Source organism: Cupriavidus sp. USMAHM13, from assembly GCF_001854285.1.
Taxonomy (GTDB): domain Bacteria; phylum Pseudomonadota; class Gammaproteobacteria; order Burkholderiales; family Burkholderiaceae; genus Cupriavidus; species Cupriavidus malaysiensis.
In genome coordinates this window covers 2,780,124-2,803,534 of the sequence record NZ_CP017752.1, presented here as the reverse complement: position 1 = coordinate 2,803,534, position 23,411 = coordinate 2,780,124, and the positions used below count along the sequence as shown (strand labels likewise).

Genomic DNA, 23,411 nt, shown 5'->3' with positions numbered 1-23,411 from the left:
GGCACCGCCTCCAGCGCCCCGGCGTTCCAGTGGTCGAGCAGCCTCAGCGCTGCGCCGTCGCGCAGATCGGTGCGCTGATGTAGACGTCGCCGACGCGGCGCTCGCCGCGCTCGTTGCGCGTCATGTAGCGGAACATCATGCTGATCCCGAGCTTGGTCAGGATCTCGACGTCACGGTTGGCGCAGATATTGCGCTGCAGGGGCGCGGCGTAGTTCACCTCGAAGCTGGCAAGGTCGAGCATCGGGCCGCGGTAGTTGGTCAGTTCGAGCTGGAACAGCACATGCTTGCCCGGCACCGTCTGGCAGCGCCGCAAGCGGGTCTCGGCATCGATGTCGATCGGCAGCGCATCGTTGAGCTGGCGGCAGGCACGCGCCAGCACGCTGTCGGGCCGGTTGGTATTGCGCAGCAGTTCGGGCACGCCCGCCGCGCCGGTGTTCTGGCCCGTGGCGGCACCCTTGAGCATGCGCGCCAGCGGTTCGGCTTCGTCCGCCGGCGGCTGCGAGGCGGCCTGCGGCCGGGCTGCGGCGGGGGCCGCCGCAGCGGGCGGCATCCAGGGCCCCGGTGCCAGCGAAGCGGCCAGGCCGAGCACAGCGAGGAGCGGCGTTTGTCTTGTTCTCATGCAGAAAAACGTTGCCCGGACCAGGGCCGTCAACCGCCGGCCAAGCTCATATGGCAGTGCGGTCGTCGGCCACAGCGTCGTCGACAGGCCGCATTGTACCCTTCCGCCCGCCTGCCGTGAAAGCCGCGCCACACATGGGATCGGCGGCGACGGGGCGGCATCGCGTGGACAGCTCTTCTCCTGCCGGTTTCGTTATGCTGTGCAACAATTGCGGCTTCGCACCATGCGTGCGGGCGTGCCTGCCCGCCGCGGCCAACCGATTGCAGGGTTCCCGCTATGACGTCTTCCGCCAGCGCGCAGCAGGCCGCGCGCTTCCCCCTCTGGCTGCTGGTCTGCGCCTCGCTGACGGCGCTCGCTCCGCTGTCCATCGACATGTATCTGCCGAGCTTCCCGACGCTGTCGGCCGATCTCGGCGTCGACATCGGCCGCATCCAGTTGACCCTGGGCACCTTCCTGGTCGGCCTGGCGCTCGGCCAGGCCTTCTACGGCCCCTTGAGCGACCGCTACGGACGCAAGCCGCCGCTGTATGTCGGGCTCGGCCTGTACGCGGCCGCGGCAGCCGGCTGCGCGCTGGCGCGCGATGTCGAGGCGCTGATGCTGTTCCGCTTCCTGCAGGCGCTCGGTGGCTGTGCCGGCATGGTGGTAGCGCGCGCGGTGATCCGCGACCGGCTTGCGGCGCACGAGTCGGCGCGCGCCTTTTCCTCGCTGATGCTGGTGATGGGGCTGGCGCCGATCCTGGCGCCCATCCTCGGCGGCTTCATCCTGCAGACGCTGGGCTGGCGTGCGATCTTCTGGGTGCTGGTGGCGGCGAGCCTGTCCATCCTGTGGCTGGTGCACCTGCGCATGGAGGAGTCGCTGGATCCGGCGCGTGCAGCGCCGCTGCGGCTCGGCCATGTGCTCGCCGGCTATGGCGAACTGCTGCGCGACCGCGAGTTCCTCGGCTACTCCTTGTCCGCCGGTTTTGCCCAGGCCGGGATGTTCGCCTATATCGCCGGATCCCCCTTCGTGCTGATCGAGCTGCACGGCATCGCGCCCTCGCACTACGGTTTCGTCTTCGGCGCCAACGCCTTCGGCCTGATCGCCATGTCCCAGTGCAATGCGCGGCTGGTGCGCGGCAGGCCGCTGGACCGCGTCCTGCGCGGCGCCTTGCTGGTGCCCTGCGCGGCGGGCCTGGGACTGGCCGGCGCCAGCCTCGCGGGCTGGGCCACGCTGCCGGTGCTGCTGGCGGGCTTCTTCCTCTTCATCGCCGCGCTGGGCTGCATCCTGCCCAATGCCTCGGCCATGTCGCTGGCCCACCAGGGCCATCGCGCCGGCACGGCCTCGGCACTGATGGGCACGCTGCAGTTCTCGCTGGGAACGCTGGCGGGCGCCGCGGTCAGCCTGTGGCATGACGGCACGGCACTGCCGCTGGCGGTGGTGATGGGCGTGTGTGGCGTGGGTGCCGTGCTGATGCGCGCCTACGGATGCCGCGGGGCAGGGCATCCCTGACGGGGGCGCGCCGGGTAAGTCGAACGCGCGTTTGGCGCGGGCCCGCAGGCTCAGGCCGCGGCCTGTACCGGTACCGCGGCGGCGCCGTTCTGGACCACCACCATCTGCGCCGGCATCGGTGCCGCGAAGCCGGCCTGGCCGAAGGTGTCGCGGATCACGCGGTTGGTGTCGAAATAGACCTGCCAGTAGTGGTCGTTGTTGCAGTAGGGCCGTACCGCCAGCACCGGTCCCACCAGCGTGAACTCCAGGATTTCCACGTCGACCGGCGGCTCCGCCAGCACGTTGGGGATGGCGGCGAGGCGTGCCTTGAGCAGCGCGGCCGCTGCGGCCGGGTCGGTGCTGCCGGCGAGCTGGGCCTTGAGTTCGACGCGGCGGTAGGGGTTGGCGCTGAAGTTCTGGATGGTGTCGGCGAAGATCTTGTTGTTGCCGACCACCGTCAGCACGTTGTCGGGCGTATCGAGCGTGGTGGAGAACAGGCCGATCTCCTTGACCGTGCCGGTGATGCCGCCGACGGTGACGAAGTCGCCGACCTTGAAGGGGCGCAGCACGATCAGGAAGGCGCCGGCGGCGAAGTTGGCCATCAGGCCGGACCAGGCCATGCCGATGGCGACGCCGGCGGCGGCGATCAGCGCGGCGAAGGTGGTGGTCTGGATGCCGAAGTAGCCGAGGATGCCGATCACCAGCACGACGTTGAGCGTGACGGTGACGATGGAGCCGACGTAGCGCAGCAGGGTGGAATCGACCTTCTGGCGCGACAGGGATTTCTGCACCAGGCCGACGACGAAGTGGATCAGCCAGCGGCCGACGATCCAGAAGGCGAGGGCGGAGAGTATCTTGACGCCGAACTCGGTGGCGTAGGCGGTAACCGTTTCCTGAAATTTCTGCAGCGTTGCGGCATCCATTGGCGTGTTCTCCCGGCTGGCTGGACAGAGATCGATCCCGGATCGACGGATCGATGCGGATTCCTGCCTGCCGCGGCGGTGCCGGGCAGGCAAAAATCATTATTGCGCTGCCAAAATCGGAAGTTCAAGCAAACAATGGTAAGGCGCCGGGCGGCCTGCCGCCGCCCGGCGCCTGCCTGTCTTTGTCTGCCGGTTCTCGTTTACCAGTTGGTCTCACGCTCCGCGGTGGCGGAGATGCGGTGCAGCGACAGATCGGCGCCGTTGAATTCGGCCTCGGGATCGAGCCGGATGCCGACGAACTTCTTCAGCGTGCCATAGACCACCGTGCCGCCGACCAGGGCGATGACGATGCCCAGTACCGTGCCGATCAGTTGGGCCAGCAGCGATACGCCGCCGATGCCGCCCAGCGCGCGGGCACCGAAGATGCCGGCGGCGATGCCGCCCCAGGCCCCGCACAGACCGTGCAGGGGCCATACGCCGAGCACATCGTCGATATGCCATTTGTTCTGCGCCAGCGTGAACAGGTAGACGAACAGCACACCGGCAACCGCGCCGGTGGCCAGCGCGCCCAGCGGGTGCATCAGGTCCGAGCCGGCGCAGACCGCCACCAGGCCGGCCAGCGGGCCGTTGTAGGCGAAGCCCGGATCGTTGCGCCCGGCCCACCAGGCAGCCAGGGTGCCGCCCACCATGGCCATCAGCGAATTGATGGCGACCAGCCCGCTGATCTTGTCGATGCTCTGCGCGCTCATCACGTTGAAGCCGAACCAGCCCACCGCCAGCACCCAGGCGCCCAGCGCGAGAAACGGGATGTTCGACGGCGGATGCGCGCTGATGCGCCCATCTTTCTGGTAGCGGCCGCGCCGCGCGCCCAGCAGCAGCACGGCGGGCAGCGCGATCCAGCCGCCCACGGCGTGCACCACGACCGAGCCGGCGAAGTCATGGAAGGGCACGCCGGTCAGCGTGGTGATCCATTGCTGGACGCCCAGGCGCTGGTTCCAGGCGATGCCTTCGAAGAAGGGGTAGACGAATCCGACCAGTACGAAGGTGGCCATCAACTGAGGCGTGAAACGGGAGCGCTCGGCAATGCCGCCCGAGATAATCGCCGGGATGGCCGCGGCAAAGGTGGCCAGGAAGAAGAATTTCACCAGTTCATAGCCGCTTTTCTGTGCCAGCACGTCGGCGCCGACCATGAAATTCACGCCATAGGCCACCGTATAGCCGATGAAAAAATACGCAATAGTGGAAACCGCGAAATCCACCAGGATTTTGACCAGGGCGTTGACCTGGTTTTTCTTCCGTACCGTGCCCAGTTCGAGAAAGGCGAAGCCGGCGTGCATGGCCAGCACCATGATCGCGCCTAGCAGGATGAACAGGGCGTCGGTGCCGCTCTTCCAGTTGTCCATGAGTCCCTCATGCTCAAAATAGGCGCATGGGTATGCAAAAAGCGTTCCAAGTTGGGGCCGGTCGCACCATGGCATGGTGCAGACGCACCGTAGTGGGGGTTGTGGCGGAAGTCCCGGGACAAGCCGCCGCATCGAGGCGGGTCCGCGCGCACCGATTCGGAGCGGCCTGCTTTGGCTTTGTGCACCTAATCGGGGCGCGGCGCCAGAATGGGGCGTGCGCCGGGCGCGCCGGAGCCGGTCCGGTGCATGGCCGCCGACGGGGAGACCAGGCCAGGCGGGGAGACGCATGGCCTGCGTCCATCGGCGGACGCATCGGCGGCATCGGTCGCACCGGAGGCGCCGATCATGCCGGCGTCATTGCCATTGTTTGCATTCCGGGACGCGTGCGAATAGCCCTGCCAGCTGCCTAAATCCGCTACAAAGGCGCGCCGGCGAAGGATTTGCGGGTTTTTTTCGTTGCGTCGGTGCCACTGGGGATTGCTCTCGGCGCAAAGGGCAGATTAGACTGCGCCGATCGGTGAACTGCCGCCTGGAGGCGGGGCCGGTGAAGACGACCAACAAGGGAAATCAGCCATGAATAAAGGTGAACTGGTATCTGCCATCGCCGCGGACGCGGAACTGAGCAATGCTGCAGCAGAGCGCGCGCTGAATGCCGCGCTGGACAATATCAAGAAGGCAGTCTCCAAGGGTGACTCGGTGACGCTGGTGGGCTTCGGCAGCTTCAGCTCGGGCAAGCGCGCAGCGCGCACCGGCCGTAACCCGCGCACCGGCGAGACGATCAAGATTCCGGCTGCGAAGACGGTCAAGTTCGCGGCTGGTCAAGGTTTCAAGGACGCTGTGAACAAGAAGAAGTAAGCCGTCCGCGGTCCATGCTTCGCGATAGAGCGGCCTTTGCGGCCGCTTTTCATTTTGCGGCGCGATGACGCCGCGCCGTGTCACGGCCGGCAGCCTGTTCCGGCGGTACACTGGCCGGGCCGCGCCCTGCGGGCGCCGAACTTTCCTTGGCACCAGGTAGCATCATGAACGAATTGCCCCACCAGCTTTCCATGACCGTGCTGATGACGCCGGACATGGCCAATTTCTCCGGCAATGTGCACGGAGGCACGATCCTGAAGTATCTCGACATGGTGGCCTATGCCTGTGCCAGCCGCTATGCCGGCAGCTACGTGGTCACCCTCTCGGTGGACCAGGTGACCTTCCGCCAGCCCATCCACGTAGGCGAACTGGTGACCTTCCTGGCGGCGGTCAACTTCACCGGGCGCAGCTCGATGGAGATCGGCATCAAGGTGGTGACCGAGAACATCCGCAGCAAGCTGGTGCGCCACACCAACAGCTGCTATTTCACCATGGTGGCGGTCGACGACGACGGCAAGCCGACCGAGGTGCCGCCGCTGCAGCCCCGCGACAAGGTCGAGCGCGAGCGCTTCGCCGCCGCTCAGCAGCGGCGCGCGCTGCGCCAGGAAATGGAGGCGCGCCAGCACCAGATCAAGGCCGCCCCGGCGGCCTGAGGGAGACGCGATGCGCACCATTGCCAGCGTGCTGGCCGCCGGCTTCCTGCTGGCGGCCGCGGCGGCGCAGGCCGAGGAGATCGGCAGCGTCAGCACCAATTTCCGCGTGACCGGTTCCGACAAGGTCGTCATCGAAGCTTATGACGATCCGCAGGTGGCTGGCGTCACCTGCTATGTCTCGCGTGCGCGCACCGGCGGCATCAAGGGCACGCTGGGCATGGCCGAGGATCCGCCGGAGGCCTCGATCGCCTGCCGCCAGGTCGGGCCGATCGCCTTCAAGGCACCGCTGCGCCAGCAGGACAATGTGTTCTCGGAGCGGATGTCCATCCTGTTCAAGACCTTGCACGTGGTGCGCGCGGTCGACCGCAAGCGCAACACCCTGGTCTACCTGACCTATTCCGACCGCATCGTCAGTGGCAGCCCGCAGAACAGCGTCACCGCGGTGCCGGTCGAAGCGGCCACGCCGATCCCGGTCAAATAGCCGGTCGGCAGGGCCACCGCGCGCCGGCGCGCTCCCTGCCATTGGGGGACGCGCCGGCGGGTGCCGCCGTCCGTCCCATCCCGTCGCCTTTTATTGGCCTGCCGGCGCCGCGGCGGGCCACTGTGCCATGGCGGCAGCTTCCACGGCGCAGTCGCGCTCCGGCGCCAGGCCGCGCGTGCGCGCGGCGGCCAGTTCCTGCCGCGCCAGCGCCAGGTCGGCGCGGAACACCGGGTCGGCATGCAGGCGCGCGACCGCAGCGGCACCCATCACGCGGCCGGCATTGGCGTCGCTCTGCCAGTGGACATTGCAGACCAGGCGGCTGTCGCCGAAGGCGCGCCCGCGCGCGAGGATGGCGGTGGCGCGTTCCGGCGCCACTTCGGCCAGCACCAGCGCCCAGGCCCAGCCGACCGCATTGTGGCCGGAGGGATAGGAGCCGTCCTTGACGAGCTTGGCCTCTTCCTGCGGCGTGCAGGTCGGCTGCCCGTTGACCATGAACGGCCGCTTGCGCTGGTATTGGTCCTTGGCGCGGTAGGTTGCCAGTCCGGCATCGGCCAGCGTGCGGCGCAGCAGCAGGTAGAGGTGCGGCGTGTCCTGGGCGTTGACCGGGGCCCCCAGCACGCAGCTGAAGGCGCCGGCCGCCTTCGGGAAGCCGAGTTCGGCGTCCTCGCTGGCAAGTTGCCAGCGCGCGCTGCCGCGCAGCGCGGTGGCGCGGCGCGCGATGTCGTCGTCGAGCGCCTGGGCGGCGGAGCCCGGCGCGGGCGGCGGGGGCACCAGCACCAGGCTGTCGGGCAGGTCCTGGCGCGGCAGGTAGCCGGCCAGGATGCCCGGGCGGATTTCGGGAACCTGTCCGATCGGGCTGCCAGCGGCACCGGGGCCGGCGGCACAGCCGCCCAGGGCCAGCAGGGCGGCGGCGCCGAGCAGCGCCAGCGCCACGCCGGCAGGGCGGGGGCGGACCGGCTGCGGCGGCGTTATCGTCGCTGGGAGTGATGGCATCGGGGTGGTCTCCTTTCTACTTCCTGTTTTTGTTCTTGTTCCCGGCCTGCCGCCGGGCCCGTCGCGAGCCGGGCGGCAGGAGGGCGGGGCGGTCTCAGGCCGCCGGCCCGAACATGGCCCGCAGCGTGGACTTCAGGATCTTGCCATTGGCATTGCGCGGCAGCATATCGGGACAGAACAGGATACGCACCGGCACCTTGAAGGCCGCCAGCCGCTCGCGCAGGTAGTCCTGCAGTTCGGCCTCGCTGACGCCGGCATCCGGCTTGAGGCTGACCACCGCGCCGGGCTCCTCGCCGAGCGTCTTGTGCGGGATGCCGACCACGGCAGCGTCCATCACCGCCGGATGGGAGTACAGGGCGCTTTCCACCTCGATGCAGTAGATGTTCTCGCCGCCACGGATCAGCATGTCCTTCATGCGATCGATGATGTAGAGATAGCCCTCCTCGTCCAGGCGCGCGATATCGCCGGTCTTGAGCCAGCCGTCGACGAAGGTCTGGGCCGTGGCTTCCGGCTTGTTCCAGTAACCGCGCACGACGTTGGCGCCGCGTACCCACAGTTCGCCGGCCTGCCCGGGCGGCAAGGCCTTGCCCATCTCGTCGACGATCTTCATCTCGCCGATGGGCAGCGCCGGACCGGCGCTTTCCGGCCGGTGCACGTACTCTTCCGCGCTGTGGCTGGTGAAGGTGGCCGAGGTTTCCGTCATGCCCCAGCCGATGCCGGGCGCGGAAGCCGGGAAGACTTCCTTGATGCGCCGTACCAGTTCCGCCGAGGCCGGCGCACCGCCGTAGTTGACGTTTTCCAGGGAAGACAGGTCGAAGCGCGCACGCTCGGGATGTTCGATGATCTGCCAGGCGATGGTCGGCACACCGCCGGCCGCGGTGCAACGCTCGCGCTCGATCAGCCCCATCGCGCGCACCGGGTCCCAGCGGTGCATCAGCACGATCTTGCCGCCGCTGGCGATGGTGGCATTGAGCACCGCCATGCAGCCGGTCACGTGGAAGAAGGGGACCGACAGCAGCGAGCCCTTCTGCGCAGCTTTGGGATCCGGCGTGGGGATCGGCTCGCCGCGGCGCAGGAAGTTGCGCATCGGGCTGAGCAGGCCCGCCATTGCCACCACGCTGGCGTTGCGGTGGGTACCGATGGCGCCCTTGGGTTTGCCGGTGGTCCCCGAGGTGTAGAAGATGGTGGCGTCGTCGTCCGGCGCGAGCGCAATGTCCGGCGGCGCGCAGGGCGGCAGGCCCTGCCAGTCGGATGCCGGGCCGAGCAGCGACTCCAGCGCGCGCACCTGCACGCCGGCCGGCAATGCAGGCAGCGCGCCTTCGCTGCGCGAGACGTAGATCTTCTGCAGCGCGGGACAGGCGCCGAGATGCGGCGCGATGCGCTCCAGGCGCTCCGCATCGACGATGGCGACGCGGCTGCCCGAGTCGGCCAGGCCATATTCCAGCTCGGCGCCGGTCCACCAGGCATTGAGCGGCGTGACGATGGCGCCGGCGAGCAGTGCGCCATAGAAGGCAACCGGCCACTCGGGCAGGTTGCGCATGGCCAGGGCCACGCGGTCGCCCTTGCGCACGCCGTCGCGCACCAGCGCATCGGCCACGGTCAGCGCGGCGCGGGCGAAGGCTTCATAGGAAACGCGCTCGTCCTCGTAGACGACGAAGGTCTTGTCGCCGTGGCTGCGGCCCAGCAGGAACAGCTCGCGCAGCGTCGGCGGCGCGTTCTTCCAGGTGGTGACGGGTATTCCGCGTACCGTCACCGTTTCGGTTTCGAACGGGGCACCGGGCGCGGTCAGGCGCGCGTGCGCCTCGGCCAGGCTGATGGCCGGCCAGGCGCCGGCGGGCGAAGGGCTAGTCATGACTGCCTCCCTGTCTGCAGGCAGGTTGGATGGGGCCGGGCACGCGGGCGCGGGGCCCGGTGCGCCGGGCCGTCGCTGCGGGACTGCCCGGATCAGGGATCAGATGGTGACGCCGCCGTCGACGACCAGGGCCTGCCCGGTCATGAAGGAACTGGCCGGCGAGGCCAGGTAGCAGGCCGCGCCGGCGATCTCCACCGGCTCACCGATGCGGCGCAGCGGCGCGCCCTGGGTGGATTGCTTGTAGCGCTCGGGATCCTCCCACAGGGCCCGGGCGAAGTCGGTCTTGATCAGTCCCGGGGCGATGCAGTTGACGCGCACATTGTGCGGGCCGAACTCGACCGCGAGATTGCGCGCGAGCTGGAAGTCGGCGGCCTTGGAGATGTTGTAGACGCCGATGGTGGGCGAGCCGCGCAGGCCGCCGATCGACGAGACGATGATGATGGAGCCGTCCTTGCGCTCGATCATCTGCGGCGCCACCATCTGGATCAGCCAGTGGTTGGAGATGACGTTGTTGTCCAGCACCTTGCGGAACTGGTCGTCGCTGACGCCGGCCATCGGGCCGAAGTAGGGGTTGGAGGCGGCGTTGCAGACCAGCACGTCGATCTTGCCGAAGGCGCGGTTGGTCTCGTCGACCAGGTTCTGCAGGTCTTCCTTGGAGGAGATATTGGCGGGCACGACGATGGCGGTGCCGGCGCCGTGGCGCGCGTTGATGGCATCGCAGACTTCCTGGCAGGCCTCTGCCTTGCGCGAGGAAATGACTACCTTGGCTCCCTGCACGGCCAGTTGCTCCGCGATGGCGCGGCCGATGCCGCGCGACGAGCCCGTGACGATGGCAACCTTGCCCGTCAGATCAAACAATGACATGTTGTCTCCTGATGATGCGCGGCCGTCCCGTCAGGGCGGCGCTGCTGGCTTTCCGCTTGGATTGGTCGGCGATGGCCCGGCGTCGGCGACGCCGCGGGGCACTGCCTTACCGACCGGTACATTATGTGTGAGGCGGCGCGGCCCAGTCCACAGCCGCGGGCGCGCGGCGGCGCGCATATCAGCATTCTTTTTGCCGGCAATGCGCGCGGTGCATGGTGCCGCCTGCAGTGCAGGACACGCCGGCCCGCGCGCCCCGGGCGGGCCGCGTCGGGACCTGCCGGAGCGCATCGGGACGTGCGGTAATCCCCGCCCTGTCAGGCCGGGCGGCCGCCGGCCAGCAAGGCTGGCAGCGCCTGCGCCAGTCCGGCGCGGCTGGCGGCGTCCAGCACGATGCCGAAGCGCGTGTCCAGCACGTCCAGCACCGCCTGCGCATCCGCCAGCCGCTCGCGCTGCACGCTGCCGTCGGCGGCGCGGGCGGCGAATTCGCCATCGCCCAGCGTGAGGCGGGTGCTGCCCTCGGTGCGTGCCACCATCAGGCGGCGCAGGAAGATGCTGTCGGGATGCGTGGCGACGTACCAGTTGCGCGGCACGAAATCGAGCCAATGCTGCGGTGCGAGGTCGAAGCGGTAGACCTGGCGCCAGCCGCCGTCGCCGCGCGCTTCGAGATCGAAGGCCGGGTAGGCGCCGGTCGCGGCCGATGCCGGCACCGCGGCCAGGCGATAGGGCCGGGTGTCGTCGCGCTCGCCGTCGAGCGGCAGCGCGCGGTCCGGCGTCGGGCCGCCGAAGCCGACGTCGACGATGTAGCTGCGGTGCGCCGCTTCGACGCGCAGCAGCATGTGTGTCTGCAGCGTCAGCCGGTCCGGCGGCACCTGCCAGCGCACACGCGCCGCCAGCGGCGTGACGCGGAAGCCGAGCGCCTCGAGCGCGGCGGCCAGCAGCGTGTTCAGTTCGAAACAGTAGCCGCCGCGTGCGCGTGTCACCAGCTTGTCGAACACGCTGTCGGCATCGATGGCGACGGGCCGGCGCAGCAAGGGGTCGATGTTCTCGAAGGGGATGGCCGCGAGCTGCGCGGCGATCAGCGCATCGAGCGCGTCGCGCTCGGCCCGTGCCGGTGCATCGATGCCGACGCGGGTGAGGTAGGCGCGCAGGCGGGCGGGGTCGAGTGTCGTCATGGCGGCGGGAACGTTGAGCGGCAGCGCAGGGGCGCGTGCAGGGGGCGGGCGGCGTGTCGCCTAGCCGAGCGCCGCCAGCGCATCCGGGTCGAGCAGCTCGATGCCGGCGTAGTGCAGGCGCAGCAGGCCGCGCGCTTCCAGGTCGCGCAGGGCCTGGTTGACGGTCTGGCGCGACAGGCCGAGCATCTGCGCGAGTTGTTCCTGCGGGATGCGCAGGGTGCGCGGGGCCGGCGCCGCCTGGCTTGCGCCGGTGCCGCCGCCATTGCCCTGGGCCAGCGCGGCCAGCCGGCGCGCAGTGCGCGCCAGCGGCGCCAGCAACTGCGCCTCCTCGACGAAACGGAAGGCCTGGCGTGTCTTGGCCGCCAGCAGCCGGCCGAATTCCGGCCACCACTCGGGGTGGGCCTGCAGCCGCCGCAGCAGCTTCTCGCGCGGCACCAGCAACACGCTGGCGGCGCTGACGGCGTGCGCGTCGTGGGTGCGCTGCAGGCCGTCGAACAAGCAGATCTCGCCGAACCAGGTGCCCGCTTCCAGCAGCCCCAGCAGGGCGGCCTTGCCGGCAGCGCTGACGGCATCGACCTGCACGGTCCCGCTCAGCACGCAGTAGAGGCCGTCGAACGGGTCGCCGCGCGAGAACAGCGCCTGGCCGGGGGCGAGCGAGCGCGTGGCGGCATCTTCGAGCAGTGCCTCGCGCAAGGGCGCGGGCAGGGTGCGGAACCAGGCGCCTTCCTGCACGGTAGCGAATGCCGGCGGCGCCAGGGTGGGATGCGGGGGCCGTGAACGGGTGGGCTGCGATGCGATGCCCATGGTCGATATCTCCAGTCTTGGCGGCCGGGCAACTGTCAAAAACCGGACAGACCCGGCCGGTGCTGCCTAATACTATACGGCCAGCCCGAATGGCGCGCCCGCTTCCGATCCCGGCGGGACCGCGCCGAGCCTCAAGGAGACCTGGATGAAGACACTGATCGAGCACCTGGCCGGCTATGCCGCCTACCATCGCGATCCGCGCAACGTGCTGACGCATTTCGTCGGCATACCGATGATCGTGCTGTCCGTGACCACCCTGCTGGGCCGGCCGGCGCTGGCGCTGGGCGACGGCTCGGCCTTCGTGACGCCGGCCATGGTGGTGTACGCACTGTCCTGCCTGTTCTACCTGCGCCTTTCGCTCGGCTTCGGCCTGGCCATGCTGGTCCTGCTCGGCGGCTTCCTGCAGGCCGGCGCCTGGCTGGCGGGTCTGCCCACGGCACAATGGCTGGCGGCAGGCATCGGCCTGTTCGTGGTGGGCTGGATCATCCAGTTCGTCGGCCATTACTACGAGGGGCGCAAGCCCGCTTTCGTCGACGACCTGACGGGACTGATCGTGGGGCCGCTGTTCCTGGTGGCCGAGGCCGCCTTCTGGCTGGGGCTGGCGCGCGAGACGCGCGCTGCGATGGAGGCACGCGCGCACTGAGCGGCCGGCGGCGCAGCGCGCCGGCCGGTTCGCAGCATGCCAGCCGCTTCAGGTAGATAACGTCAGGCAGGCAACGTCAGGCGCGCGGCGAGCCCGCCGAGCGGGCTGCTGTCCAGCGTCAGGCGGCCGCCGTAGAGGCCGGCCACCTCGGTCACGATGGCCAGGCCCAGGCCGCTGCCGGCGGCGCTCTCGTCGAGGCGGCCGAAGCGCTCGGTGGCCAGGGCGCGCGCCTCGGGTAGCATGCCGGGGCCGTCGTCTTCCACCAGCACCTGCAGCATGGCCCCGGCGGTGGCATTGTCCACGGTGCCGGCAGGGGCCGCACCGGACTCCGCGCCGGACTCCGACAGCGAGACCCGCACGCGCGAGTGCGCCCACTGGCAGGCGTTGTCGAACAGGTTGCCCAGCATTTCCAGCAGGTCTTGCCGGTCGCCGGCGAAATGCCCGCTGCCGTCCACCGCGATCTCGAGTCCCTTCGCCGCGTGCAGGCGGCCCAGCGCGCGCGCCAGTTCGGCGGCTGCCGCGGCGGCGTCGATGCGCGTGCCGCGCGAGGCGGCCGCGCCGGCAGCGCGTGCGCGCGCCAGGTGCCGTTCCACCTGGCGCCGCATTGCTTCGATCTGCCGCCGCGCGGATGCCGCCGCCGCGCCGGGCAGCGCGTCCGCGTCGTTGGCCAGCACGGCCAGCGGTGTCTTGACCGCGTGGGCGAGATCCGCCGCCTGCCGGCGCGTGCGCTCCAGCGCCTGGGCATTGTGCGCCAGCAGCGCGTTGATCTCGCGCACCAGCGGTTCGACCTCGCTCGGCCAGGCGCCGCCGAGGCGGCTCTCGCGGCGCGCCTGCATGCCGGCCAGGGCCTGTCGCAAGCGCGCCAGCGGCGCCAGGCCGAATTTCACCTGTGCCGCCACCGCGAGCAGCAGGCCGGCGCCGAGTGCCGTCAGCGACCACCACAGCATCCGGTTGAAGGCCTGGCGCGCGGTGCGCAACTCGGTGCGGTCCAGTGCCACGGCCAGCTCGACCGGCGTGTCGGCCGATGCCAGCACGATGCGCCGCGCCACCACCAGCAGCGATTGGCCCTCCGGCCCCGGCCGCACGTCGGCGGTGGTGCCATCCACCCGGCGGGTGGCGGCGGCCGGCATTTCCGTATCCCACAGCGAGCGCGAGCGCAGCAGCGCCTTGCCGGCACGGGCCTGCCAGTAGGCGCCCGAATACGGCAGCTCGTAGCGCGGGTCGGCCGGCGCGCGGGTCAGGACCAGGTGCCCGCCGTCCCAGTCGAGGGCGGCGGCCAGGCTGCTGAGCTGGTGTTCGAGCTGGCGCACGTAGGTCTGGTCGACATGGCGTGCGAACAGGGCCGACAACAGCCAGCCGGTGCCGCCCAGCGCCGCCACCAGCCACACCGCCGCCACGGCCAGCAGGCGCAGCGCCAGCGAATGGCGCAGCATGCCGCCGGCGCGGCCGCCCGCGCCGGTGCCTGCGCGCGGCGGCGCGCTCATGCCGGCTCCGGTGGCGGCCGCAGGCGGTAGCCCTGGCCGCGCACGGTCTCGATCACGTCGACGCCCAGCTTGCGCCGCAGCCGTCCGACGAAGACCTCGATGGTGTTGCTGTCGCGATCGAAGTCCTGCGCATAGATGTGCTCGGTCAGCGTGCTCTTGCTGATCACGGCGCCGGGATGGTGCATCAGGTAGTCGAGTACCTTGAACTCGTGCGCGGTGAGCGCGACCGGGGCGCCGTCCACGCTCACGGTGCCGGCACGCGCATTGAGCCGCACGGGACCGCAGGCCAGCTCCGGCGACGGCATGCCGTGCGCGCGCCGGATCAGCGCACGGATGCGCGCGAGCAGCTCTTCCATGCGGAACGGCTTGGCCAGGTAGTCGTCGGCGCCGGCATCGATGCCTTCCACTTTCTCGGTCCAGCTGTCGCGCGCGGTCAGGATCAGGACCGGCACCGCGACCGCCGCGGCGCGCCAGCGGCGCAGCACGGTCAAGCCGTCCAGGCGCGGCAGGCCCAGGTCGAGGATGACGGCGTCGTAGGGCTCTTCGCTGCCCAGGTGCCAGCCGTCGATGCCGTCGGCGGCATGGTCCACGGCATAGCCGGCCTCGCGCAGGCTGGCGCCGACCTGCGCGGCCAGCGCGGCTTCATCTTCCACCAGCAGGATGCGCATGATGTCAGGAGCCCTTCCTGGCCTGCTCGATGCCGTGTCCCTTGGCCTTGAGCAGGGCCGCGCTGCGGGCATCGTATTCGAGCTTGGCCACCGAGCCGTTCGGCAGCAGCAGCTTGACTTCGTACTGCCAGGCACCGTCGTCGCGCTCCAGCTTGACGCCGATCACATCGCCGGCGAACTGGCGCGAGACGGTGTCGAGGATGCGCGACAGCGGCAGGATCTCGCCGGCCTGCACGGCGGCGCGCGCGCGGTCCGCGTCCTTGTCGGCGCGCGCGGGCAGGGACGGGCCCAGCGACAGCGCGAGCAGCAGGGCCGCGAGGATGGCAGGGCGCCGGGGCGGCCGGCGGAAGCGGGAGGCATGGAGCATAGGCGAAGGAGCGTGCCAGGGATGCGCTGAACGGAAGCTGAACGGCGGGCTCAGCCGGCGTTCAGGCGGGCGGGCGCAGACTGCGAAGCCTCTCCACCGTCCCGCACCGCCATGCCCGCAGAGCTTACACGCCAGCATGATATCTCTCACGCCGCGCGTCCCGGCGCCGTCCGTTCGCCTGACGGCCGCGCCGCGCCACCCGCTTCGCTCCGCACGCAGGCGCTGCTGGCGCTGGCGGCGCTGTCGAGCCTGCTCGGCGTGGCCGCCCTGTTCGCGCTGCATGCCGGCCTCGGCGCCGTGCTGGCCGAATGGCGGCGCTGCGGCAGCAGCCTGGCGCTGATCGCGCTGGGCGCGCTGGCAGCGGGGCCGCTGCTGGCCGCCTGCCTCGATGAGCGTGACGGCGACGAGGGCTAGCGCCGCGCGCGCAGCGATGCCTGCACGCCATGGCGAATGTACGGCGGCCTGCCTGGGCCGTCTCGCATGGACACCTTTCTCGGGCTGCACTACACTCGACCGCGATAAAACGCACGACCGTTCGAATTTATACGTCCGACGCATGGTCTGCCATGAATGCTCGACATGACCATTGCGGCGGTGTTTCTACCCTCGAAGTGCGAATGGAAGGAGACAAGGCATGGAATCGAAGAACGTTCCACACGTGGCAGAGCTGTTGCGCGACGCGCCGAAGAACTGGGGCAGGTGGGGGCCTGACGACGAAGTCGGTTCGCTCAACTACCTGACCCAGGCGGAGGTGCTGCGCGGCGTCGCCGCGGTGCGCTCCGGCAAGACGTTCACGCTGCAGATCCAGATGGGCCATCCCAAGGGCGACCCGGTCTGGCCCGGCCGCGCGCAGGCGCGCCGTCTCAACGTGATGGACAAGGGCCACTACCTGTGCGGCAAGGGTCCGGTCTTCCCCGGCGAAGGCGAGTACGCGGACGACATGATGATCATGTACCTGCAGGGCTCGACCCAGTACGACGCGCTGGGCCACGTGTGGTACGGCGACCAGCTGTGGAACGGCTTCGATGCCAGGTCGACCATCGGCGGCCTCGACAAGGCCAGCGTGCTGCCCATCGCCGAGCGCGGCGTGGTCGGGCGCGGCGTGCTGATCGACATGGCGCGCCATCGCGGCAAGGACGTGCTCGATCCCGGCGAGACCTTCACCCACCAGGACCTGCTGCAGGCCGCCGAGACGCAGGGCGTGCGCATCGAGAAGCACGACATCCTGATCATCCGCACCGGCTGGATCGGTTCCTTCTACCATCGCGACCAGACCGAGTTCTACCAGAACTTCATCGAGCCGGGCCTGACCTACAGCCCGGAGCTGGTCGAGTGGTTCCACAAGATGGAGATCCCCAACCTGGTGACCGACACCATCGCCAACGAGGTCACCATGGACCCCGTTTCGGGCGTGGCGCTGCCGCTGCACAATGCGCTGATGCGCAACCTGGGCGTGACGCTGACCGAGATCGCGCAGCTCGACCCGCTCGCCGCCGATTGCGCCGAGGATGGCCAATGGTCCTTCCTGTACACGGCGGCGCCGCTGAAGGTGGTCAACGGCAGCGGCGCGCCGGTCAATCCGGTGGTGATCAAGTAGGCGCCGCAGCACGGCCTGCCCCGTCCCGCGCCCGGCGCCCGCGCCGGGCGTTTCCCCGACGCCGGCGCGCCCCCGGGCCGCGCCGCGGTGTCCGCTTCCAGGAGGGCACATGATGTCCCTGCCCAGCAGCACTCCCTACGACGGCAAACCCTGGCTGGCCCGCTACCAGGCCGGCCAGCCGCATGCCATCGCTCCCGCCTTCACCGATGCGCTCAGCGTGTTCCGCGCCGCCGTGGCGCGTGCCGGAGAGCGGCCGGCCATCCTCTACTTCGACGGCAGCCTGAGTTACGCGGAACTCGATGCCCAGTCCGACGCGCTCGCCTGCGCCTGGCTGGCGCGCGGCTGCGCGCGCGGCGACCGCATCGCGATCTACCTGCAGAACGTGCCCCAGTTCGTCATCGCCCTGGTGGCGGCGTGGAAGATCGGCGCCATCGCGGTGCCGGTGAACCCGATGAACCGCGCGCGCGAGTTGCGCCTGCTGCTCGCCGACTCCGGCGCGCGCCTGCTGGTCTGCCACGAGTCGCTGTATGCCGAGGTGGTGCATCCTCTGCTCGCGCAAGAGGCCGGGCTGGCCGCGCTGGCCGCGCGCGGCCAGCCGGCGCTGCAGCCGGCGGTGATGACGACCTCCGAACTGGAGTACCAGTCGCGCCTCGATCCCCGCCTGTTCGCCGGCGGGCGGCGCGTGCCGGCCGAGGCGCTCGCGGGCGCCGAAGACCTGGCCGGGGTCATCGCGGCCCATCGCGGCAGCCGTCCGCCGCCGGTCTTGCTCGGGCCGTCCGACATCGCCATGCTGGTCTACACCTCGGGCACCACCGGGGTGCCCAAGGGAGCGATGAATACCCACGGCAACATCGCCTTCAATGCCCAGGTCTACCGCGACTGGATCGCATTGCAGGAAGGGGCCCCCATTCTCGGCGTGGCGCCGCTGTTCCATATCACAGGGCTGGTCGGGCATATCGGCGCGGCCTTCATCTGCGCGGCGCCGCTGGTGCTGGCCTGCCGCTTCGAGCCGGGCGTGATCCTGGATGCCATCCGCGAGCACCGCGTCGCCTTCACCATCGGTTCCATCACGGTCTTCATCGCCTTGATGAACCACCCGCAGGCCACGCGCGAGCACTTCGCCACGCTGACGCGCATCTATTCCGGCGGGGCGCCGATCCCGCCCAGCGTGGTCGAGGCCTTCCGCGCCCGCTTCGGGCACTACATCCACAACGGCTACGGCCTGACCGAGACCAACTCGCCCACCCACGTGGTGCCCTTCGGCAGCGAGGCGCCGGTCGATCCCGCCTCCGGGGCACTGGCGGTCGGCGTGCCGGCGTTCAACGTCGAGTCCTATATCGGCGACGACGAGGGCCGCCCGCTGCCGGTCGGCGAGGTGGGCGAGATCATCTCGCGCGGGCCGATGATCGTGCCGGGCTACTGGAACAAGCCGCAGGAAAGCGCGAAGGCGATCGTCGACGGCTATTTCCGCACCGGCGACGTCGGCTTCATGGACGAGCGCGGATGGTTCTACCTGGTCGACCGCAAGAAGGACATGATCAACGCCGGCGGCTACAAGGTCTGGCCGCGCGAGGTGGAGGACGTGCTGTACACCCACCCGGCGGTGCGCGAGGCGGCCGTGGTCGGGGTGCCGGACGACTACCGGGGCGAAACCGTCAAGGCCGTGGTCAGCCTGAAACCGCAGGCGCAGGCGACTCCGGAAGAGCTGGTGGCCTACTGCAAGGAGCGCATGGCGGCCTACAAGTACCCGCGCATCGTCGCCATCCTCGACGAACTGCCGAAGACGGTGACCGGCAAGATCCTGCGGCGAGAGCTGCGGGGCTAGCGTCGCGGACCGCGGGAGCGCGGACGGGTAGCGCCGGAGCGCCGGAGCGCCGTCTGCCTGCGCGGTGGCAACGGGGGCCGCCGTCGCGCATTGCCGGCCTCCTGCGCGCGCGGTTCCGCAAGCTGCGCACGGTCCGCGCGCGCCGTGGGGCCGCGTTGCGCAGCGTTGCCGCAGCGGTGAAATCAGGTACCGCATGTCCATCGCAGTGTGCTGCTGAGGTAAAGCAGCGACAAAACACGGGGTTTTCACCCGGTTTGGCTTGCCGCATGCACGAAAAGTCCTTGACGTGTCGCAGTTTCCGCTATGATTCAGTGGGCGCCGGCAAGGGCGCGTCGGTTGGCGGGAAGCGCTTCCGCGCACCACCGCAGCGACGAACCGGCCGGCACCATTCTGTTCAACTCACGTATATCGATATGGCGACCAAAGCGAAACCGACCGCGAAGACTGCAACCAAGCCCGCTGCCAAGAAGGCCGCGGCAACCAAGGCTCCCGTGAAGGCTCCCGTGAAGGCTGCTGCTGCTGCCAAGAAGGCCGCGCCGGCTGCTGCCGCGCCGACGCCGCGCCCGCTGAAGGACACCTTCAACAAGTCGAGCCTGGTCGCTCACCTGGTTGCTCAGACCCAGCTGGAAGCCAAGGCCGTGAAGTCGGTTCTGGCCCATCTGGAAAACACCATCGTCAGCGCGCTGCACAAGAAGGGCGCCGGCGAATTCACGCTGCCGGGCCTGCTGAAGGTCACCGCGCAGCAAGTGCCGGCGAAGAAGAAGCGCTTCGGCAAGGACCCGTTCACCGGTGAAGAGCGCTGGTTCCCGGCCAAGCCGGCCAGCGTCAAGGTCAAGGTCCGCCCGCTGAAGAAGCTGAAGGACGCCGCGCTGTAATTCGCCTCCGCAGTCCAAGCTTGAAAGGGAGCCGCCTCGCGGCTCCCTTTTTTATTGCCGCGCCGCCGCCGGATCGCAACGGCAATGAGGCGCGTTCCGGCCTGCGGCGGCGGCTCGATGAGAGGATAATGCCCGCGTTGCCGGCACCACGCCGGCGCTCAAGGAGTCCCCATGTTCTCTCGTCGCTACGGTGCGGTGTGGTCGGCCGTGCTGGCCCTGGCGGTGCTGGCCGCCCTGGCCGCCGCGCACCGCGCCTCCGCCTGGTGGCTGGTGCTGCCGTCGGCCTTGCTGCTGGTGGGCCTGCACGACCTGCTGCAGTCGCGCCACGCCATCCTGCGCAACTACCCGATCTGGGGCCATCTGCGCTTCTTCTTCGAATTCGTGCGGCCGGAGATCCGCCAGTACTTCATCGAGGACGACACCGGCGAGATGCCCTTCTCCCGGCAGCAGCGCAGCATCGTCTACCAGCGTGCCAAGAGCGAGGTCGACAGCCGGCCTTTCGGCACCGAGCTGGACGTGCGCGCGGTCGGCCACGAGTGGGTCGGCCATTCGCTGGCGCCGAGCCGCATCGACTCGGCGGATTTCCGCATCACCGTGGGGCCGCAGCGCGCCCAGCCGGTGCAGCTGTCGGTGTTCAATATCTCGGCCATGAGTTTCGGCGCGCTGTCCGGCAATGCCATCCGCGCGCTCAACCGGGGCGCCCGCATCGGCGGCTTCATCCACGATACCGGGGAGGGCTCGATTTCCCCCTACCATCGCCAGGAAGGCGGCGACCTGATCTGGGAGGTGGCGTCCGGCTACTTCGGCTGCCGCCGCGCGGACGGCAGCTTCGACCCGGACAAGTTCGCCGAGCAGGCGCGCTCGCCGCAGGTCAAGATGATCGAGGTCAAGCTGTCGCAGGGCGCCAAGCCGGGCCACGGCGGCGTGCTGCCTGCCGCCAAGGTGACACCGGAGATCGCCGCCACGCGCGGCGTGCCGCTGGGGCAGGACTGCGTCTCGCCGGCCCGCCACAGCGAGTTCTCCACGCCGCTGGGCCTGCTGCAGTTCGTCGACCGCCTGCGCGACCTGTCGGGCGGCAAGCCGACCGGCTTCAAGCTCTGCATCGGCCATCCCTGGGAGTTCTTCGGCATCGTCAAGGCCATGCTGGAGAGCGGCATCCTGCCGGACTTCATCGTGGTGGACGGTGCCGAAGGCGGCACCGGCGCGGCGCCGCTCGAGTTCGTCGACCATATCGGCACGCCGCTGCAGGAAGGCCTGCTGCTGGTGCACAACACGCTGCTCGGCGTGAACCTGCGCGACAAGATCCGCATCGGCGCCAGCGGCAAGCTGGTGACGGCCTTCGACGTGGCGCGTACGCTGGCGATCGGCGCCGACTGGTGCAACTCGGCGCGCGGCTTCATGTTCGCGCTGGGCTGCGTGCAGGCGCAGAAGTGCCATACCGACCGCTGCCCGACCGGCGTGGCGACGCAGGATCCGGTGCGCCAGCGCGCCGTGGTGGTGCCCGACAAGGCTGAGCGCGTGGCCAATTTCCACCGGCACACGCTGCATGCGCTGCAGGAACTGCTGCAGGCCGCGGGTTTGCAGCATCCCTCAGACCTGCGCGCACACCATATCGTGCGCAGGGTCTCGGTCAACGAGGTGCGCCTGCTGTCCGACCTGCTGAAGTTCCTGGCGCCGGGCGACCTGCTCAACGGCAACTACCGCTATCAGCTCTACGAAAAGTACTGGCCGATGGCCCGTTCGGACAGCTTCGCGCTGTAGCGCGACATGGCACGATATGGCGCGACGTAGTGCCCCGGCGAGCCGCTGCTCAGGCACCCGGCGCCGGCAGGCGCGCGCGGCCCTGCTGGCGGAAGGCGGTCGGCGTCTGCCCCACGTGCCGCATGAAGAAGCGGGCGAAGTAGGCGGCATCGGTGTAGCCCAGCGTGGCGGCGATCTGCTTGATGTCGAGGTCGCTGTACAGCAGGTCGCGCTGGGCCTCGACCACCAGCCGCGAGTGGATCAGGCGCAGCGCCGAGCTGCCCGCCAGCTGCTGGCAGATACGGTTCAGCTGGGTCGGCGTGACCCCGACCGCGGCGGCGTAGTGGGCGACGTCCTGGTGCTGGCGGAAGCCGGCTTCCAGCAGTTGCTGGAACTGGCGGAAGTGGCGCGCGGTGCGGCCGCCGGCCGGCGCCGTTTCCGCAGCCCCCGCCGCGGCCCGCCGCCGCGCGATGCCGACCAGTATCAGCGACAGCAGTGCTGCCAGCGCCGCCCCGCGCCAGAGCGAGACGGCGTGTATCTCGGCGCGGAACAGGCCGAGCGCGCCGGCCAGCACGGCATCGCCCCCCGCCAGCGGGCCGCCCGGGTTCGCTGAGTCCTCCGTGCCCCCGATCCTGCCCACGCGGTCGTGAAAGGGGCGCGCGAACAGCGGTAGCGCGTCCGGCACGCCGGCCAGCAGGTTGCGCAGGTAGTGGTCGGTCATGGTGATGACGATGCCGTCCACGTCCGGCGTGAAGCGGAAGCCGTGCACGCAGCGCGGCGGCACCGCCACCAGGGTGCGCTCCGCCAGCGCCAGCCGTTCCTCGTCGAGCAGGGCCTCGCCGCCGCCATGGTGCACATAGAGGATCTGGAAGAAGCGTTCGTGCCGGTGCGGCTTGATTTCCCAGTCGTTGACGCGGCTGCGGGCCGGGATCGATTCGAAATGCAGCTGCTCCAGCAGGGGCTCGTTGGAGTTGACCCCGTAGAGGGAATAGGTCGGTACGGTTTTCATCGCGGCAAGGACGGGCGCCGGGGCCGCCATTGTCCCGCCGCGGCAGGGCGCCTGTCTATCGGCTCCGGCCCGGGGCCTGAGCCCCGGCGGGCTTCACTGGTCGGCCCTGGCCCCCGAGCGGCGCACGATCTCGGCCCACTTGCGGCCCTCGGCCTCGGTGTAGCGGGCGAATTCCGCCGGCGTGGAGCCGACCGGTTCCGCTCCCATCTCGGCATACTGGCGCTGCACTTCCGGCTGCCGCAGCGCCTGCGCGGCGTTGGTGGCGAGTGTCTCGACCACCGCCGGCGGCGTGCCGCGCGGCACCCACAGCCCGTACCAGGTGCTGATGTCGAAGCCGGGCAGGCCCGACTCGGCCACGGTCGGCACGTCGGGCAGCGCGCGGGCGCGCTTGCGGGTGGTGACGGCCACCGCGCGCAGCTTGCCCGACTTGATGAAGGGCATGGCCGACGGCATCGAGTCGAACATCAGCTGGATCTGTCCGCCCATCAGGTCCGTCAGCGCGGGCGAGCTGCCCTTGTAGGGCACGTGCTGCATCGACACATGCGCGGCCAGCTTGAAGGACTCGCCCGCGAGTTGCTGCGCCGAGGCGTTGCCGGCCGAGCCGAAGTTGAGGGCGCCGTGCTTCTCCTTGGCCAGCGCGATCAGGTCCTGCACCGTGCGCACCGGCGAATCGGCGTTGACGACGAGCACCAGCGGCACCTCGGCGAGCTGGGTGACCGGCACGAAATCGCGGAAGGCGTCGTAGCGCATCCTGGGGTAGATGCTGGGATTGATCACATGCAGCGAGGCATTGGCCAGCAGGGTGTAGCCATCCGGGACGGCGCGTGCCACGGCTTCGGCGCCGATCATGCCGCTGGCGCCGGGCTTGTTGTCGACCACCACGCTCTGCCCGAGCGTGTCGCCCATGCGCACGGCGACCACGCGCGCCAGCAGGTCGGTCGGGCCGCCGGGCGGATAGGGCAGCACCAGGCGGATGGGCCGTTGCGGATAAGGCTCGGCGGCCGCGGCCGGGCCGGCGCCGAACAGCGCCGCCGCGCCCAGTGCCGCCAGCAGGGCGAAGGCCCGTGCCGGCGCGCGGCGCCGCGCGCCGGGACGCATGGAGCGGGCGCTCGCGCCC

At 70.0% G+C, this 23,411-nt stretch carries 23 protein-coding genes; 10 read left to right on the top strand and 13 right to left on the bottom strand.

Going from position 1 to position 23,411, the window contains the following annotated elements; all coding sequences use genetic code 11:
• Positions 1–43: 43 nt before the first annotated feature.
• Entirely contained in the window at positions 44–619 is a 576-nt protein-coding gene (locus BKK81_RS30510; RefSeq protein ID WP_071020771.1) for a hypothetical protein, read from the bottom strand.
• 276 nt (positions 620–895) lie between these two features.
• On the opposite strand from BKK81_RS30510, the gene BKK81_RS30505 reads away from it, so the two are divergent.
• On the top strand, positions 896–2,107 hold the full coding sequence (locus tag BKK81_RS30505; RefSeq protein WP_071020770.1) for a Bcr/CflA family multidrug efflux MFS transporter: 1,212 nt from the start codon (positions 896–898) through the stop codon (positions 2,105–2,107).
• Positions 2,108–2,157: 50 nt separating this feature from the next.
• On the opposite strand, the gene BKK81_RS30500 is transcribed toward BKK81_RS30505, so the two are convergent.
• On the bottom strand, positions 2,158–3,009 hold the full coding sequence (locus BKK81_RS30500) for a mechanosensitive ion channel family protein (RefSeq protein ID WP_071020768.1): 852 nt from the start codon (positions 3,007–3,009) through the stop codon (positions 2,158–2,160).
• Between the two features lie 200 nt (positions 3,010–3,209).
• Entirely contained in the window at positions 3,210–4,412 is a 1,203-nt protein-coding gene (locus tag BKK81_RS30495; RefSeq protein ID WP_071020766.1) for an ammonium transporter, read from the bottom strand.
• A gap of 573 nt (positions 4,413–4,985) precedes the next feature.
• Here BKK81_RS30495 and BKK81_RS30490 point away from each other — a divergent pair.
• The 3 genes from BKK81_RS30490 to BKK81_RS30480 all read left to right on the top strand — a co-directional run bounded on the left by BKK81_RS30490 (position 4,986) and on the right by BKK81_RS30480 (position 6,401).
• Positions 4,986–5,267 carry an HU family DNA-binding protein gene (locus tag BKK81_RS30490; protein ID WP_071020764.1) on the top strand — a complete coding sequence of 94 codons (282 nt, stop codon included), beginning with the start codon at positions 4,986–4,988 and terminating at the stop codon, positions 5,265–5,267.
• Positions 5,268–5,431: 164 nt separating this feature from the next.
• Positions 5,432–5,920 carry an acyl-CoA thioesterase gene (locus BKK81_RS30485; RefSeq protein ID WP_071020761.1) on the top strand — a complete coding sequence of 163 codons (489 nt, stop codon included), beginning with the start codon at positions 5,432–5,434 and terminating at the stop codon, positions 5,918–5,920.
• Between the two features lie 10 nt (positions 5,921–5,930).
• Positions 5,931–6,401: a CreA family protein gene (locus BKK81_RS30480; RefSeq protein WP_071020759.1), complete on the top strand. Its 471-nt coding sequence runs from the start codon at positions 5,931–5,933 to the stop codon at positions 6,399–6,401.
• A gap of 90 nt (positions 6,402–6,491) precedes the next feature.
• Here BKK81_RS30480 and BKK81_RS30475 read toward each other — a convergent pair whose 3' ends face one another.
• The 5 genes from BKK81_RS30475 to BKK81_RS30455 all read right to left on the bottom strand — a co-directional run bounded on the left by BKK81_RS30475 (position 6,492) and on the right by BKK81_RS30455 (position 12,086).
• Positions 6,492–7,394 carry an acid phosphatase gene (locus BKK81_RS30475; protein WP_083384574.1) on the bottom strand — a complete coding sequence of 301 codons (903 nt, stop codon included), beginning with the start codon at positions 7,392–7,394 and terminating at the stop codon, positions 6,492–6,494.
• A 94-nt stretch (positions 7,395–7,488) separates the two neighbouring features.
• On the bottom strand, positions 7,489–9,246 hold the full coding sequence (locus tag BKK81_RS30470) for a class I adenylate-forming enzyme family protein (protein WP_071020756.1): 1,758 nt from the start codon (positions 9,244–9,246) through the stop codon (positions 7,489–7,491).
• 99 nt (positions 9,247–9,345) lie between these two features.
• Positions 9,346–10,110, bottom strand: coding sequence for an SDR family oxidoreductase (locus tag BKK81_RS30465; protein WP_071020753.1), 765 nt, complete (start codon positions 10,108–10,110; stop codon positions 9,346–9,348).
• Positions 10,111–10,424: 314 nt separating this feature from the next.
• Positions 10,425–11,282, bottom strand: a complete 858-nt coding sequence (locus BKK81_RS30460) for an arylamine N-acetyltransferase family protein (RefSeq protein ID WP_071020750.1) — start codon at positions 11,280–11,282, stop codon at positions 10,425–10,427.
• Between the two features lie 60 nt (positions 11,283–11,342).
• Positions 11,343–12,086: a Crp/Fnr family transcriptional regulator gene (locus BKK81_RS30455; RefSeq protein ID WP_071020748.1), complete on the bottom strand. Its 744-nt coding sequence runs from the start codon at positions 12,084–12,086 to the stop codon at positions 11,343–11,345.
• 145 nt (positions 12,087–12,231) lie between these two features.
• Between BKK81_RS30455 and BKK81_RS30450 the strand changes: the two genes are divergently transcribed.
• On the top strand, positions 12,232–12,729 hold the full coding sequence (locus tag BKK81_RS30450) for an Mpo1 family 2-hydroxy fatty acid dioxygenase (RefSeq protein ID WP_071020745.1): 498 nt from the start codon (positions 12,232–12,234) through the stop codon (positions 12,727–12,729).
• A 62-nt stretch (positions 12,730–12,791) separates the two neighbouring features.
• Here the strand turns inward: BKK81_RS30450 and BKK81_RS30445 are convergent, their stop codons facing one another.
• The 3 genes from BKK81_RS30445 to BKK81_RS30435 are packed head-to-tail and all read right to left on the bottom strand — an operon-like array spanning position 12,792 to position 15,248.
• A complete protein-coding gene (locus tag BKK81_RS30445) occupies positions 12,792–14,213 on the bottom strand; it encodes a sensor histidine kinase (protein WP_231908146.1) in 1,422 nt (473 codons plus the stop codon).
• Positions 14,210–14,881, bottom strand: coding sequence for a response regulator transcription factor (locus tag BKK81_RS30440; RefSeq protein ID WP_071020743.1), 672 nt, complete (start codon positions 14,879–14,881; stop codon positions 14,210–14,212). The genes BKK81_RS30445 and BKK81_RS30440 overlap by 4 nt, the downstream gene beginning before the upstream one ends.
• A gap of 4 nt (positions 14,882–14,885) precedes the next feature.
• Positions 14,886–15,248, bottom strand: coding sequence for a PepSY domain-containing protein (locus BKK81_RS30435; protein WP_071020740.1), 363 nt, complete (start codon positions 15,246–15,248; stop codon positions 14,886–14,888).
• A gap of 111 nt (positions 15,249–15,359) precedes the next feature.
• Here BKK81_RS30435 and BKK81_RS30430 point away from each other — a divergent pair, with 111 nt between their 5' ends.
• The 5 genes from BKK81_RS30430 (at position 15,360) to BKK81_RS30410 (ending at position 21,306) form a co-directional block, all read left to right on the top strand.
• Positions 15,360–15,662 carry a hypothetical protein gene (locus BKK81_RS30430; RefSeq protein ID WP_071020738.1) on the top strand — a complete coding sequence of 101 codons (303 nt, stop codon included), beginning with the start codon at positions 15,360–15,362 and terminating at the stop codon, positions 15,660–15,662.
• Positions 15,663–15,882: 220 nt separating this feature from the next.
• Positions 15,883–16,845, top strand: coding sequence for a cyclase family protein (locus BKK81_RS30425; RefSeq protein WP_071020732.1), 963 nt, complete (start codon positions 15,883–15,885; stop codon positions 16,843–16,845).
• A gap of 109 nt (positions 16,846–16,954) precedes the next feature.
• A complete protein-coding gene (locus BKK81_RS30420; protein ID WP_231908145.1) occupies positions 16,955–18,670 on the top strand; it encodes a class I adenylate-forming enzyme family protein in 1,716 nt (571 codons plus the stop codon).
• Between the two features lie 413 nt (positions 18,671–19,083).
• Positions 19,084–19,545, top strand: a complete 462-nt coding sequence (locus tag BKK81_RS30415) for an HU family DNA-binding protein (protein ID WP_071020729.1) — start codon at positions 19,084–19,086, stop codon at positions 19,543–19,545.
• Positions 19,546–19,716: 171 nt separating this feature from the next.
• Positions 19,717–21,306 carry an FMN-binding glutamate synthase family protein gene (locus BKK81_RS30410; RefSeq protein WP_071020727.1) on the top strand — a complete coding sequence of 530 codons (1,590 nt, stop codon included), beginning with the start codon at positions 19,717–19,719 and terminating at the stop codon, positions 21,304–21,306.
• A gap of 49 nt (positions 21,307–21,355) precedes the next feature.
• Here BKK81_RS30410 and BKK81_RS30405 read toward each other — a convergent pair whose 3' ends face one another.
• Together BKK81_RS30405 and BKK81_RS30400 are read right to left on the bottom strand one after the other, a co-directional pair.
• Positions 21,356–22,294 (bottom strand): helix-turn-helix domain-containing protein, encoded by a 939-nt coding sequence (locus BKK81_RS30405; RefSeq protein WP_071022670.1) that lies wholly within the window; start codon positions 22,292–22,294, stop codon positions 21,356–21,358.
• 93 nt (positions 22,295–22,387) lie between these two features.
• Positions 22,388–23,392, bottom strand: a complete 1,005-nt coding sequence (locus tag BKK81_RS30400; protein ID WP_083384572.1) for a tripartite tricarboxylate transporter substrate binding protein — start codon at positions 23,390–23,392, stop codon at positions 22,388–22,390.
• Positions 23,393–23,411: the final 19 nt, after the last annotated feature.

Excerpts from the sequence above, each read along its gene's own strand:
- BKK81_RS30405 (WP_071022670.1), bottom strand. The coding sequence starts at position 22,294 with ATGAAAACCGTACCGACCTATTCCCTCTACGGGGTCAACTCCAACGAG.
- BKK81_RS30450 (WP_071020745.1), top strand. The coding sequence starts at position 12,232 with ATGAAGACACTGATCGAGCACCTGGCCGGCTATGCCGCCTACCATCGC.
- BKK81_RS30505 (WP_071020770.1), top strand. The coding sequence starts at position 896 with ATGACGTCTTCCGCCAGCGCGCAGCAGGCCGCGCGCTTCCCCCTCTGG.
- BKK81_RS30460 (WP_071020750.1), bottom strand. The coding sequence starts at position 11,282 with ATGACGACACTCGACCCCGCCCGCCTGCGCGCCTACCTCACCCGCGTC.
- BKK81_RS30400 (WP_083384572.1), bottom strand. The coding sequence starts at position 23,392 with ATGCGTCCCGGCGCGCGGCGCCGCGCGCCGGCACGGGCCTTCGCCCTG.
- BKK81_RS30485 (WP_071020761.1), top strand. The coding sequence starts at position 5,432 with ATGAACGAATTGCCCCACCAGCTTTCCATGACCGTGCTGATGACGCCG.
- BKK81_RS30435 (WP_071020740.1), bottom strand. The coding sequence starts at position 15,248 with ATGCTCCATGCCTCCCGCTTCCGCCGGCCGCCCCGGCGCCCTGCCATC.
- BKK81_RS30455 (WP_071020748.1), bottom strand. The coding sequence starts at position 12,086 with ATGGGCATCGCATCGCAGCCCACCCGTTCACGGCCCCCGCATCCCACC.
- BKK81_RS30420 (WP_231908145.1), top strand. The coding sequence starts at position 16,955 with ATGATGTCCCTGCCCAGCAGCACTCCCTACGACGGCAAACCCTGGCTG.
- BKK81_RS30470 (WP_071020756.1), bottom strand. The coding sequence starts at position 9,246 with ATGACTAGCCCTTCGCCCGCCGGCGCCTGGCCGGCCATCAGCCTGGCC.
- BKK81_RS30510 (WP_071020771.1), bottom strand. The coding sequence starts at position 619 with ATGAGAACAAGACAAACGCCGCTCCTCGCTGTGCTCGGCCTGGCCGCT.
- BKK81_RS30410 (WP_071020727.1), top strand. The coding sequence starts at position 19,717 with ATGTTCTCTCGTCGCTACGGTGCGGTGTGGTCGGCCGTGCTGGCCCTG.
- BKK81_RS30425 (WP_071020732.1), top strand. The coding sequence starts at position 15,883 with ATGGAATCGAAGAACGTTCCACACGTGGCAGAGCTGTTGCGCGACGCG.
- BKK81_RS30430 (WP_071020738.1), top strand. The coding sequence starts at position 15,360 with ATGCCCGCAGAGCTTACACGCCAGCATGATATCTCTCACGCCGCGCGT.
- BKK81_RS30500 (WP_071020768.1), bottom strand. The coding sequence starts at position 3,009 with ATGGATGCCGCAACGCTGCAGAAATTTCAGGAAACGGTTACCGCCTAC.
- BKK81_RS30490 (WP_071020764.1), top strand. The coding sequence starts at position 4,986 with ATGAATAAAGGTGAACTGGTATCTGCCATCGCCGCGGACGCGGAACTG.
- BKK81_RS30445 (WP_231908146.1), bottom strand. The coding sequence starts at position 14,213 with ATGAGCGCGCCGCCGCGCGCAGGCACCGGCGCGGGCGGCCGCGCCGGC.
- BKK81_RS30440 (WP_071020743.1), bottom strand. The coding sequence starts at position 14,881 with ATGCGCATCCTGCTGGTGGAAGATGAAGCCGCGCTGGCCGCGCAGGTC.
- BKK81_RS30415 (WP_071020729.1), top strand. The coding sequence starts at position 19,084 with ATGGCGACCAAAGCGAAACCGACCGCGAAGACTGCAACCAAGCCCGCT.
- BKK81_RS30465 (WP_071020753.1), bottom strand. The coding sequence starts at position 10,110 with ATGTCATTGTTTGATCTGACGGGCAAGGTTGCCATCGTCACGGGCTCG.
- BKK81_RS30480 (WP_071020759.1), top strand. The coding sequence starts at position 5,931 with ATGCGCACCATTGCCAGCGTGCTGGCCGCCGGCTTCCTGCTGGCGGCC.
- BKK81_RS30495 (WP_071020766.1), bottom strand. The coding sequence starts at position 4,412 with ATGGACAACTGGAAGAGCGGCACCGACGCCCTGTTCATCCTGCTAGGC.
- BKK81_RS30475 (WP_083384574.1), bottom strand. The coding sequence starts at position 7,394 with ATGCCATCACTCCCAGCGACGATAACGCCGCCGCAGCCGGTCCGCCCC.